Origin of the sequence: uncultured Acetobacteroides sp. (genome assembly GCF_963667355.2) — a bacterium.
Lineage (GTDB): Bacteria > Bacteroidota > Bacteroidia > Bacteroidales > ZOR0009 > Acetobacteroides.
This window is the reverse complement of record NZ_OY763328.2, coordinates 1,564,418-1,577,048: the sequence shown is the minus strand read 5'-3', so window position 1 is coordinate 1,577,048 and position 12,631 is coordinate 1,564,418. Positions and strand designations below refer to the sequence as shown.

The following is a 12,631-nucleotide window of genomic DNA, read 5'->3' as shown; positions in this document are numbered from 1 at the left end:
CCCTATACTTACACGCATCCGCCACACACCTTATTCGCATCCGCCATGCACCGCACACGCCACCTCCACGGCGCTACTACGCCACCGCACACCCATACAACGTCTCCGCGCTGTGCTACGATGCAATATCTCTGTGCTACGATGTAATATCTCCGTGCTACGATGCAATATCTCTGTGTTACGATGCACATTCTTTGCGATACTACGTTTCCGCACTCCAATACTACGTCATCGCACTTGAATACTACGTCTCCGCACTTCAATACTACGTCCTCGCACACCAATACTACGTCTTCGCACCTCAATCCTAGGCACTCGCACTTCAATACTACGTCTTCGCACCTCAATACTAGGAGCTCGCACTTCAATACTAGGTCTCCGCGCATCAATACTAGGCACTCGCATTCTAATACTACGCTCCCGCACACCGATTCAACGACACCGCACAGCCATACAACGACACCGCAACGGCACTACTCACAACCGCCTCACCAATTCTTGCTTTCGCAACACCGCTCACCCGCTTTGCACACCGCATCTACCCACATCTGCATCCCCAACAATCCATATCATCTCGTTACGGGCTATTGCAGCATCAGCCATCACGGCAGCAACCACCAGCAGCTGCTATTCCATCAGCCGCAGGTATCAATGCATGGGCATTCTATCCAATGGCACCTCTCGCATCGATACTGCTATGCCGTCCGCTCGCTGTTGTAGCTCAAGTTCCGCGTTGCTTCATTTTAAATTACCCAGTCTTTGGGCGTGCGCTCAGCGATATCGTCAGCGGTAACATTGCCGATACCCATTTTATTAGAAGTAGATGTCAAATTTCATCTGGTGCATGCTAATCCGGCTTGGCCTCTCTCGCTGCATCCTAAAGGCTATCATTCTGACACCGTCATGCTGCTACTATGTTCCAAGGATTATCCATCCTTTATTCCTCTTGCATGATGAATAGAAAAACGGTAAGCGAATATTTCCCTTAAATCGCTATCATCTAGTAAAAGTCATATTAAAGCACAACGCCATATTTTAAGGGTGAAATCCCTGAATATGTCCTTATGGATTAAACATTAAAAAATAGAATAAAACGATCATTAGGGGGATAACTAATCAGCGGCAGACAGCCGTACTATTGCAGGATAACATTTCTCCGTAAACACTATGGCGCAGCCATACCAGACTGGCACGAATTCTGTTCGAGCTGGTACATCCCGTTTGCGGGAGAGCGAAGCAACTACAACGCCAATCTGCGCAATAGCGATGAAAGGACTAGAAGCAATTATTTGAGATGAGAGCATTTCACCGCGACCGAGCGAGTTAATTTGTGCCAAGGTTTTTTGGTCCTTTTTGACCTACAAAAAGGACAGATAGAAAGATGAGATTCGTTTTATAAGGTCTTACATTCTGCTAAATGCTTAGATTGTTTCCCAAAAGGAGAAATCCCTGAATTTCTCCTTCGTTTACCAACATTATCGAGAATAGTTGCTAGTTTTGGGATCTTATGGTACGTATGCGCTCATGCGCGCTCATACAGCACCATCAGTAAACATCAAAAAATATATGCAAGAGGAAATTAAGAAGCACGGCAAGAAAATCTTTACGATTGCAGCCGAATCTAACGCCGGTATCACCAGAAAGATGAAGGAGATACTGCTCGAAATCTTCATCATCTTCATAGCCGTAAGCATCTCCGTCTGGTTCCACAACTACAACGAGAAAAGGCATCAAGATGCAGAGGTCAAGGAGTTCCTCATCGACCTAAAAGACGACCTGTTGAAGGATAAGACAACCTACCAGCGGCATGTCGGTTTTTTTAACGAAGACTCCCAACTCTACCAAAAGATTCTCAGCATCAATAAGAGCAATATTGACACCATGAATATTAAAATCATGTTCAATGTTAGAACGCTGAGCCTCTCCTGCGGCAACTACGAGGGGTTTAAGACGAGCGGCAAGATAGGCTACATCAAAAACAAGAAGCTAAAGAAGCTGCTGCTTGGCTACTACGAGAATGAGGTCAAAAGCCTAACGTTTGCCCAAGACTACTACATGCAGCAATCCAGCGCCTTATTCTCCTCCATTTTCGACAAAACCACTAACACCGACGAGTACCTCTGCTCAAAGAAGGTAAAGTGGATGGCACGCGCGAACCTGGGTATTGCATCATCGGTTAAGGAGGAGCTGAACTACGACATAAAGCTAATCGATCAGCTGTTGAAGGAAATTGCTAAGGACACTGCCGAATAGCGGACGCATCAATCCGGCAAACCGCAAAGGCTATCCATTCGCGTTGCGCTGCACTGCAATACCGATAGCCTTTGGCCGATGCTCTTTTACAGCCAAAGCAGGTTTGCTGCAATTAGCACGAATACCGTGCTCTTAATCTTGCCAATATGGCGGCTTGCCGCCGATTGCTCCACGGCTCTATTGAGCAACCCTGCGAAGTAAGCCACTACCGAAAAGATAGCAAGAGCCTGAATAAAGAATACCGCTCCTAGAATGAAAACCTGAAGGATGGTACTTGTGCCTGGCACTACAAACTGGGGCAAAAAGGCAAGGTAGAAGAGCAGCACCTTTGGGTTAAGCACGTTCATCACAAAGCCTACCTTCATCAGCTTGGCGTACCCCTGTTTCCCCTCCGATTTCGAAATCCGTAATCCCTTTTCGCCCCACGACATGTAGGCTAGGTAGAGCAGGTACAGCGCTCCAAGCACCTTTACGCCAGTCAGTGCAACAGGATGCGTCGCCAGAAGCGCTGCAAGACCCAGCGCAACCGCCGTTGTATGCACAATAAGCCCCGAGCAAAGCCCTAAAGCCACAGCAACGCCGCTGCGCCATCCGCTGGTGATGCTTTGTGCTACCACAAATAGGATATCGGGCCCCGGCAGCAGCGTTAGCAGCACCGATGCCGCAAGGAACGAGATGATTTGGTAGATGTCCATAGCTGATCCCCATTAGCGAGTGCCCAAATGTAGAAATTTATAGATTCCGAGCAAGCATCCCTGCCAGCCTATCGCAGCTTTGCCTGTCGCATATTCCAGTACCATCCGAATAGCTGCACAAAAACAGAGCATCACTCCGCCAAAATTTGTATATTGCTCATATACTTTTCCGTAAACATGAAAAACCACCACTTATGAAACGAATACTAGCTATTATTGGCGCTGCCGCGATGCTGCTCTCCTGCGAAAATGGTGCGGTAACAGAATATTCGGGCACCTACAAGTCTAAGGTACTCGAGGTATCATCCATTCGCGTATTTACCGCCAAGGGCGAGGTTACGGATGCTTCCGTGGTGAAAGGCTTCGTTAAGCGTCGGCAGAGCAGCACCTCCTTTTTTTATGCCGATGGCAATCAGAACGCCGATGGTAAGATGGAGATTTCCTTTCTTACCGATCGAAAGGCGCAGGTCACCACCTCCAAGGGGTACGATGCACGAACCGTTATCGGCAAGGGTTCCGATATCTACCTAGAGGCATACACCACCACGGTACGGATGAATAAGGAAGCCGAACCGCTGATCGATAAGCTGGTGACATTCTTACCTCCAAATACATCAACCACCCCTCTTGCTGCTACTACCGGATATTATAGTAAAACAGAGTATAGGCATTGCTACTTTGTCAAGCAAAGCGGCGATGCTGTTCGCTTTCCGCAGCTCACGTACCTCTACGTTAAGGTTGGAACCGACAAGAAGGTGGTGAAGAAGGAGGAGTCGCAGCTGGTAAACAACGTGCTAAACGGCAGTATCGCTTCCAAGCTAAGCGATGGCGATACGATAGCAGTTCAGCAGTCGTATATTGTTTTGCAGAAGTTGTAAACGAGGTGTCGCAATATATAAATGAAAAAAGCATCGTAGATCTAGCTACGATGCTTTTCCTTTATAGGGATATAGAGAGTTTAAAAGTCGGTATCCTCGTCTTTCTTGTTGAGTTCCTTAGTCGAAAGAAGCCCGCAGGCTGCGTAGATATCTTGTCCGCGCGATGCCCGTACCGTTGTTACCACACCTTTTGCGTTTAGCGCCTCCTTAAAGCCCTGAACGGTTTGCTCGTCCGATCCCAGCAGCGGAGTACCAGGGATAGGGTGGAAACGGATAAGGTTGATGCGGCACTTTAGCCCGTTGAGCAATCGGACCAGCTCCTTTACGTGCGCTGTTGTGTCGTTCACCCCCTTAAACATGATGTACTCGAAGCTTACGCGGCGCTGCTTGGTAAAGTCGTAGCGCTTTAGCTCCTCTATAACGTCATGAATCTTGTATACATTTTGAATGGGCATCAGCTTACGGCGCTCGTCATCGAACGGATCGTGGAGGCTGATGGCTAAATGGCACTTGCTCTTCTCCAGAAACTCCTTCATGGCAGGAATAACCCCGATGGTTGATACCGTTATTCGGGTTGGGCTCCAGCCGTAGCCGTAGTCGGAGGTGAGAATCTCCAGGCTCGCCAGCACATTCTGCAGGTTATCCATTGGCTCGCCCATCCCCATGTACACGAGGTTGGTCAGCTTCTCGAATTCGGGTATTGCCCTAACTTGGTTGAGGATTTCCCCTGCCGAAAGCTGCGATTGGAATCCCTGCTTGGCGGTCATGCAGAAGAGGCACCCCATTTTGCATCCGCTTTGCGACGATACGCATAGCGTAGCCCTATCCTTATCTGGGATATAAGCGCTCTCAATAAACTTTCCTCCGATGGTGGGGAAGAGGTATTTCTTGGTGCCATCAATCGAGGTTTGCACATCGGTGGTGGCAATGTATCCAACCTGATACTCGTTCTTAAGCGCCTCGCGAGCCTTAAGCGAGAGGTTGGTGAACTGTTCAATGTCGGTAGCGTTCTTTTTATAGAGCCAATCGGCAATTTGCTTAGCGGTGAAGCCGGGCATACCAAGCGAGGTGACTACCTCCTTGAGCTCAGCAAGCGTTTTACCGAAAAGCCAGGGCTTGTTTGTATCCGTAATCATTAGAAAAAAATCTCCGAAAGAATGTTGTCGAAGGGAATGCCTCTTTCGATGAGCAAATCCCTAACCTCGTTAACCATAAGCGGGTTGCCGCAAAGGTAGTATTTTTCATTTAATGGAAGGGATGGCGTTTCGCGCAGGTAGGAGGTGAGCCTTCCGCTGTAGATGTTGTCGTTGCTATCCTTTGATGAGCAGCGAACGTATTCCAAGCCTTCCATCCCCCGAAATAGGTCAGAGAAGTAGAATCCATCGATGGTTCTTGCTCCTTGAATTAGCAGCTTATTGTTGGCTAGTCCCGATCTAGCCATCGAGATGAAAGGGGCAATGCCCGTACCCGTGGCAATCCAAACCGCAGGTTCGCTGTTGCCTATAAAACTTCCGTATGGTGGCGATACGAATACTGTGTCGCCTGCTGATAGCTGGGCAAGTAGCGTCGTAAGCGTACCTTCCGGCTTTACGTCGAATAGTATTCCAATAAAATGCTCGTCTGTTCCTGATGCGATGCTGTACAGTCGGGGAGGAATGTCAGCATTTAGGGTAAGCGATAGCACCTGTCCCGCTTCAAATTCGTAGGGGCGCTCGAAGGTGAGGTAGTGTACGTAGGAGCTGATCTTTTCGTTGGCAATAATCTTGCATGGAGAGGTTCCTGGAATGGTAGGTTGATTCATGTTACTTCTATTTTGGCAGGAGTAACGCTTGGCGAATCAAATTGTTTTTGCGGAATGTTTTAGAAAATGTTAGAACCACCAACGCATATAGATATTCTATTGCATTGGTGGCTCTGACATGAAAAAAATCTAACGCTTATCTCCGCAATCCTTCAGGTAAATGGTATGTTTGATCGTAATCAGCTTTCTGCCGATTACTTCTTGGGGTATTCGTAGCTTACCATCCAGTTAATGCCATACTTATCGATTAGCATGCCGTAGTAGGCATCCCAGAATGTTTTCTGGAGAGGCATGCTTATGCGCCCTTCCTTAGAGAGTGCTTCGAATAGTTTGGTAGTCTCCTCCTCGCTTTTGGTGCTAATGGATAGCGAAATGTTATTGCCGAAATGTACCTCGCTATCAAACTCGCTATCGGCATCGCAGCAGTTGTCGCTCCCCATAAGGATGGTGTGCGAGTTAATTGGGAGGGAGATGTGAAGAATCTTTTCTCCTTCACATTTTGGAACTTGCTCCACGTTTGGGGTGTTCTTATAGCGCTCCATATGGGTGAAATCACCACCAAAAATAGATTTGTAGAAGTTGAATGCCTCTTCGCAGTTGCCGTTAAAGGTAATGTAAGGATTAATCGTTGCCATTGTATTCCGCTGTTTTGTGGTGAATGTTAGTTTCAAGTTGCTCGACCAGCAAGCCCTTGAGTGTCTACGATACTAACGAATGGCACAGACCTTTGTTCAATATATCTGCCGGGTAAATATTCGGCAGAATTACGGTTGCTACCTTACCTGAATCTCTTTTTGGGATAGGTTGATGGAAACCCTTATTCCCCAGCCGGTGTACTTTCCATTTTCGAAGCTGGCAACGGCAGAAACTCCCCCTAAAAAGAATAGCTTATCGAGCCCGTAGCCGATTTCGGTGTAGTTCTTATACCTGCCTGTAGTGTAGTATCCAACCGTAATATTCTCGGTAAATTGGCTTTTTGCCAGGAAGGGCAGCTGCTTAAGAATAAGGCTCTGCGATTCGTAGCAGGCATGTGCCTCGACATATTCGGTAGGGGTTGCAAAGCGGTAGTAGGGCAGGAGGGTGAATAATCTTTTTGTTGATTCGAACGAGAGTGGCGCGTAGGCTGTGGTTGGGAAGTAGAAATCGGATAGCTGCATCCCTTTTGTGTTGTAGAATTTGCCTGCGGTTACGCTGTAGCTAAGCTCGTTGAATAGGTTTACCTCTACAGTATGCTTGGCACCGATCTCTAGGTTGGTATAGGTGCTGGAGCTGTTCCATGTGCTAAGTCCCTTTTCTACCTTAAAGTTGAAAATAGGCGCATGCTGAGAGGTGTAGTGCTTGTAGCCATCCCTATCGAACTTGTAGCGTGGCATTGGCGTGTAGCTGATGTTGAACTGCAGTAATGTTTGGTTGTAGTCGGCTAGCGGATAATCGTTGAGGTAAATGTTTTCGGGTGTATTACTATCGTACACAGAGTGGGGCTTAAATAGCGAGTGGTTGGTATTGTTGCTAAGCAGCCTGCGGTTGTTGAAGCGCGCCCCGATAGAGGCTGTAAGCCCATTGGCAACCTCTATCTGTACCTTTGCGCTCACCCCTTTTGTGTCCATCACCTTTTTGTAGCTCTGCTTAAAGTAAAGGCAGGCAATTGTGTTGAGCGTTTGATTCGCGGAATGTTCCATGTTGAAATCGGCGGTTGCGGCTTTTCCCGAGAGCTCCACGAATCCCATATGTCGGGGGGCAAAGTCGAATCGTGTATGAAATTCGCCCATTAGTTGATGCCGAAGGATGGAGTAGATCGGTCTAGCGGAAAGCGTAAGCTGCCTGCTGCTGTCAATCTTTGCCTTAAGCGTAAACTCGTTTGCAAGGGCGTAGCCATCAACAGGCGTAAAGTAGCTGGCATTTTTGCCAATAAAGCCCGATGAGGTGACGCTGAACGCTCTTTTCCTGTAGATGGCACCTCCAAGAACTGGTGCCCCTAGATTCCATTTTCCTTTGTGGAGGGTGGTGTCTTTAGGTGCTGCAATTCCTTTTGGAATTTGGGCTGTTATGGAGTCGGTCTCGTGGCGGTATTTTAGTTCCTCATCCGATAGGGGAATGGTTCGAACCCTACTCCAGAAGGTCGAATCTTGGGTGTTGAAGAGCGAATCCTTTTCCACCTTAAGGTCTACCACCTCCATCGATTTGGCGGTATCCTCCAGTTCCTGCTTCTTCTCCACCAGCGATACCATCTTTTTCATCTCGCCTATCGTAAGGTTATCCTTGGCCGATAGCTCGTCTATCTTTTGGCTAATGGCGGTTTGCTTGCGAAGCCTTGACTTATCCTTCTTTGATAACGGTGCCTGAACAACCTTCTTTGCTTCGGCAGCAGGTATCGGAACACCCCTTGTGTCGACGTTGCTGTAGGTAACCGACGATAGCATATTTGCCGATAGGGTATTTCCCATAATGCTCCCGCCCAACTTAATGTTGATGGAGGTGGGGAGCGGAATAGCCTGCTTCACCATGTCGTAGCAGATGCTGAGGTGAAACTTGATGTTGTTGCTGATGGTCTCTAGCTCGGCGTTGGTTACCTCGTAGGTGTCATCCTTTATATAAAGAAAACCTTTGAAGAAGATTCCGGAAGAGCGCCTAGGTGCTACTCCTATCTTGTAGATGGTTGCTCCGTTTTGTGCAGAGCTGCCAAGGAGGTGGAACTTGTAGCACGAGAACGCTTCCCGGCCCAAAGGCGAAGGGGTGCCGTAGTACTGGTTCTCGTAAATGTTGCCTCTATAGATATCTAGCCCCGGTACATCCATGTTGTTGCCGGGGAAGTTGGTTCGGTACGAGAGCGTCCGTTGGGTGTAGCGCTCGGGAGCCTTGTAGGTAAGCAGGTTTACCATCTCCATGGTGTAGGTCTTGCCCTCGACGGGGAGCTTGTCTTCCTTAGAGGCTATCCACTTAATGAAACCGGCAAGCTTGTCGATCTTTAGGTTCGACTTAAAGTAAACGTTGGAGCGGTATCCTCCAAGCCTGCCGATGTACAGCTGCCCGTTGGAGATGGCCTTGCGCATTATGCGGTTGGCCGGGTTGTCCTTGTTCGAGACCACAAACTCCTTCAGCTCGTAAATCGCCGCATCAAGCGATATGGCAACCTTAACCTCCTTATCGCCTACGCTGATGGCCTTTGTTTGGGGCTTGAAGCCTACCGCCCGAAAGGTTACCGTGTAGGTGCCGGGCGAGAGGTGAAGCACGAAGCGTCCAGCACCGTCGGAGGCAGTTCCGTGCATCTGCTCCTCTACGTAGATGTTGGCGTAGGGAATGGGCTCCCCCTGCTTGTTGGTAATGCTGCCCGACAGCTGGGCGAAAACTCCAAGGTTACATATGGCAAGTAGCGCGGTAAGCAGCAGCGTTTTTGGCTTCATCTTTTATGCCGATAGGTTACGTTCTATTATTGCTAAGCGGATTGTGTACCTCTAAGGTTTAGCGTATTCTCGTGGAGCGTGCAATTTATCTATTTAAACGGAACTTGCCGCGCTTTATTGCGCAAACAGAATTATCCCTTTACTTTCCAGCATAATAAGAAGAAACCACGCTACATATCTAGTAGCGTGGTTTCTTCTTATTTTAGGAGTAGACTTTATCTCGCCTTTGGGGTATTGTAGGTTTTAGTGCGAAGTACTTGCGCTTAAAAGATAGCGCTACGTTTACAAGTAGAATAAGAGCGGGTACTTCAATAAGAGGTCCGATTACGGTAGCAAAAGCAGCCTGAGAGTTAATGCCGAAAACGGCAATAGCAACGGCTATTGCCAACTCAAAGTCGTTACTTCCAGCTGTGAATGCCAGTGTGGCCGATTTTTCGTATCCTTCGCCAAGCCATTTGGCAATAAAAAAGGTGGTGAAGAACATCAGCGCAAAGTAGATGGTGTATGGTATGGCAACCCTAACCACATCCATTGGTAGCCCTATAATCTTTTCTCCTTTAAGCGAGAACATGACAAATATGGTAAACAGTAGCGCTATGGGAGTAAGCCACGATACCTTTGGGATAAACGCTGAGAAATACCAGCTACTACCCTTTAGCTTTCGGAGTATGAGATTCGAAAGCATACCTAGGCCAAATGGTATCCCAAGGTAAATAAGAACTGTCGTTGCGATCTCGGAAATTGAAACTTCAACAACAGCTCCGTTTAATCCAAACAGTGGAGGCAGTACGGTTATGAATATGTAGGCGTAAACCGAGTAGAGGAAGACCTGAAAAATGGCGTTGAATGCCACCAGTCCAGCAGCCAGTTCTGTATCGCCTTTGGCTAGATCGTTCCAAACTAAAACCATGGCAATGCAGCGGGCTAGTCCTACTAGGATAACGCCAACCATAAGCCCTGGATGGTTATGAAGGAAGAGTATTGCCAAAAGAAACATTACCAGTGGGCCTACAATCCAGTTTTGCGTGAGCGAGAGGCTGAGCAGTTTAAAATTCTTGAACACTAGTAGCATTTTCTCGTATTTTACCTTAGCCAATGGCGGATACATCATAAGTATTAATCCGATGGCTATTGGTATATTGGTTGTTCCGGTGCTTAAAGAATTCCAGAAGTCTGCGATGCTAGGCGTGTAGTATCCGACAACAATTCCGGTAAACATAGTTAGGAATATCCATAGCGTAAGAAAACGGTCGAAGAAGGATAACTTTTTGATGGTATTTCCCATGATAAAAAGGATTTGATAGTGGTTACTTGCTGCTCTTAATTTTTTCGCTGTATAATTTCCAGAAGGCGTCTTTTATCTCGTCGCGTACCCTACGGAATTCGCTCCATACGAACTCTTCGGTGCCAACGGCGTGCGAGGGATCGTCGAAGCCCATGTGCAGGCGGTGCTTAACCTTGCCCTCGAAGGATGGGCACGACTCGTTGGCGCCCCCGCATACGGTTATCACGTAGTCCCACTCCTCGGCGAGGTACTTCTCTACCGGGTCGGAGGTGTGGTGGCTGATGTCGACGCCCGCCTCCTTCATGGCGGCAACCGCCTTCTCGTTAAGCCTGCCTGAGGCCTCGGTTCCGGCCGAGCATACGGTGAGGTTGGGATCGAACGACTGCAGGAAGCCGTGCGCCATCTGGCTGCGGCAGCTGTTGCCGGTGCATAGTATGAGAATCTTCATATTTCAAGTTTTAGTATCACGTACTTAGTCAAACCGAAGTAGTTTGCGAAGATACGCTAAAACGTTTTGAGCATTACCACCGCAGAGTTGGGGCAGATGTCCTTAAACTCGCGAGTTTGCTTGATTTCTGCAGAGACCGAATCCCTGCTAATTTGTTGAAATCCGAGCTTCTCGAAGTACTTTGGGGCAGTTGTAGTCAGCAGGTACAGCTCTGTTATCTGCTTGGACAAGCAGTAGCAAAGCACATGGGCTACCAGCTGTTGCCCAATCCCCTTGCTTTTATGGCTATCCTCTACCGCTAGCGATCGTAGAAGCCCTGTGTGGCCGTAATGCTCTACTCCTACGGTGCCTATGAGCTCGTTGTTTTGCCTAACCTCAAATAGCCTCACTGTATCATCGGCAATATCGGCTGTTGGAAGGTGGTTGGCAGCGAGTAGACTCCTTATCGCTGCCATGCTTTCTGGTTTTGCTGGTTCAATGCTTACATCCATGGTATGGCTATATTTTTTCGGCGTAAACGGTAATGCTGTATATGCCCGTTCCGTTTTTCTTGAAATCCGAGATCTCGTTGGTGGAGAGGTATCCTGCAAGGATGTCGTCGGGAATAACGATTGGTTTCTGCTTCTGAATGGTGATGTTTGTAAAGCCGACCCTCTCGATTATTCTAAGGTAGTCGCCCTTTTGAATGGCGCCCGAAACGCATCCGGCGTACATTTCGGCAGCATGCTCAATCGATTTTGGGAGATCGCCAACGAGCACCACGTCCGAGATGCTGAAATGCCCACCAGGCCTCAGCACGCGGTAGATCTCGCTAATTGCCTTTTCCTTGTTGGGCACTAGGTTGAGAACGCAGTTGCTCACCACAACGTCGGCGATGCTATCTTCTACCGGCATATTCTCGATGTCGCCAAGGCGGAACTCTACGTTGCCGAAGTCCATCTTTGCGGCATTTGCGCGCGCCTTTTCAACCATGGCAGGCGTAAAGTCGATGCCGATAACCTGGCCGTCGTTGCCTGTCTCGTAACGGGCAATAAAGCAGTCGTTGCCGGCACCCGAGCCAAGGTCTATAACCGTATCGCCCGTCTTGATCCTGGCAAACTGGGTAGGCAATCCGCATCCTAGGCTAAGGTCGGCATCGGGGTTGTAACCGTCGAGGACCGAGTAGTCATCGTTCATGATGTTGTACGTCTCGCTGCTGCAGCAGCCCGAGCCGCAGCACGAGGAGGCATTCTCCTCTTTGCCCTGCAAAACAATCTGGCTGTACTTGCTCTTCACTATTTCCTTTACCTCTTCGGGCGACATTGCCCTCTGTCCAAGTAATCTTTCTTCCATTGCTTAAAATATTTGGGTTTGGTTGATTCGTGCTTTCTGTTTCATCGTAAAACTACGATGAATTGGGATAAATTTTTTTACGGACAGCTGCTGCTGGCGGTATACTCCTCAAGCAGGTTGCCGAAGCACCTGCGGGCGTTGTTCCACTCCTCCTCGTTGATGCAGTAGCACACCTTTGCGCCATCGATATCGCCCTTCACGAGTCCGGCATCTTTTAGCTCCTTAAGGTGCTGCGATACGGTGCTCTGCGAAAGGGGAATTTCTTCGACAATATCGCCGCAGATGCAAGCCTGCTTCCTGTAGAGCAGCTTCAGGATGGCAATGCGTGCCGGATGCGCGAGCGCCTTGGCGTACCGGGCTGCCTGCTGATCCTCGTCGGTGTATAAGCTGTACTTCGATGCTCCCATGTCAACTAATTTATCGCAATATTACGATGAATATTCGATTTTCTACTGCTTTCCTCATTATTTTTTTGATTGCGGGCTGATTTTGTAGTAGCGGTACGGTGGCTTATAAGGTTCTATTGGGTTTTCTTCAC

Annotated in this window: 12 protein-coding genes; 2 read left to right on the top strand and 10 right to left on the bottom strand. The window is 48.4% G+C overall.

Annotated features, from left to right (window positions below; translation table 11 throughout):
• Positions 1–1,566 precede the first annotated feature (1,566 nt).
• Positions 1,567–2,253: a hypothetical protein gene (locus ACHZA1_RS06490; RefSeq protein ID WP_320054418.1), complete on the top strand. Its 687-nt coding sequence runs from the start codon at positions 1,567–1,569 to the stop codon at positions 2,251–2,253.
• Positions 2,254–2,339: 86 nt separating this feature from the next.
• On the opposite strand, the gene ACHZA1_RS06485 is transcribed toward ACHZA1_RS06490, so the two are convergent.
• Positions 2,340–2,948, bottom strand: coding sequence for a LysE family translocator (locus tag ACHZA1_RS06485; protein ID WP_320054417.1), 609 nt, complete (start codon positions 2,946–2,948; stop codon positions 2,340–2,342).
• Positions 2,949–3,142: 194 nt separating this feature from the next.
• On the opposite strand from ACHZA1_RS06485, the gene ACHZA1_RS06480 reads away from it, so the two are divergent.
• Positions 3,143–3,826: a hypothetical protein gene (locus ACHZA1_RS06480; protein WP_320054416.1), complete on the top strand. Its 684-nt coding sequence runs from the start codon at positions 3,143–3,145 to the stop codon at positions 3,824–3,826.
• A gap of 80 nt (positions 3,827–3,906) precedes the next feature.
• Here the strand turns inward: ACHZA1_RS06480 and rlmN are convergent, their stop codons facing one another.
• From rlmN to ACHZA1_RS06435, 9 genes are all read right to left on the bottom strand, one after another.
• Positions 3,907–4,962 (bottom strand): 23S rRNA (adenine(2503)-C(2))-methyltransferase RlmN, encoded by a 1,056-nt coding sequence (rlmN, locus tag ACHZA1_RS06475; protein ID WP_320054415.1) that lies wholly within the window; start codon positions 4,960–4,962, stop codon positions 3,907–3,909.
• Positions 4,962–5,627, bottom strand: a complete 666-nt coding sequence (locus ACHZA1_RS06470; RefSeq protein ID WP_320054414.1) for an FAD-binding oxidoreductase — start codon at positions 5,625–5,627, stop codon at positions 4,962–4,964. Before ACHZA1_RS06470 ends, rlmN begins: the two co-directional genes overlap by 1 nt.
• Before the next feature lie 194 nt (positions 5,628–5,821).
• Positions 5,822–6,262, bottom strand: a complete 441-nt coding sequence (locus ACHZA1_RS06465; protein ID WP_320054413.1) for a VOC family protein — start codon at positions 6,260–6,262, stop codon at positions 5,822–5,824.
• A 138-nt stretch (positions 6,263–6,400) separates the two neighbouring features.
• Positions 6,401–9,028, bottom strand: a complete 2,628-nt coding sequence (locus ACHZA1_RS06460; protein ID WP_320054412.1) for a DUF5686 and carboxypeptidase regulatory-like domain-containing protein — start codon at positions 9,026–9,028, stop codon at positions 6,401–6,403.
• 202 nt (positions 9,029–9,230) lie between these two features.
• Positions 9,231–10,313: an ACR3 family arsenite efflux transporter gene (gene arsB, locus ACHZA1_RS06455; protein ID WP_320054411.1), complete on the bottom strand. Its 1,083-nt coding sequence runs from the start codon at positions 10,311–10,313 to the stop codon at positions 9,231–9,233.
• A gap of 22 nt (positions 10,314–10,335) precedes the next feature.
• Entirely contained in the window at positions 10,336–10,761 is a 426-nt protein-coding gene (locus ACHZA1_RS06450) for an arsenate reductase ArsC (RefSeq protein ID WP_320054410.1), read from the bottom strand.
• Between the two features lie 56 nt (positions 10,762–10,817).
• Complete coding sequence (gene arsN2 / locus ACHZA1_RS06445) at positions 10,818–11,252, bottom strand: arsenic resistance N-acetyltransferase ArsN2 (RefSeq protein ID WP_321426997.1); 435 nt, start codon at positions 11,250–11,252, stop codon at positions 10,818–10,820.
• A gap of 7 nt (positions 11,253–11,259) precedes the next feature.
• Positions 11,260–12,093 carry an arsenite methyltransferase gene (locus ACHZA1_RS06440; protein WP_320054408.1) on the bottom strand — a complete coding sequence of 278 codons (834 nt, stop codon included), beginning with the start codon at positions 12,091–12,093 and terminating at the stop codon, positions 11,260–11,262.
• Between the two features lie 77 nt (positions 12,094–12,170).
• Positions 12,171–12,500, bottom strand: a complete 330-nt coding sequence (locus ACHZA1_RS06435) for a metalloregulator ArsR/SmtB family transcription factor (RefSeq protein ID WP_320054407.1) — start codon at positions 12,498–12,500, stop codon at positions 12,171–12,173.
• Between the last annotated feature and the right edge of the window lie 131 nt (positions 12,501–12,631).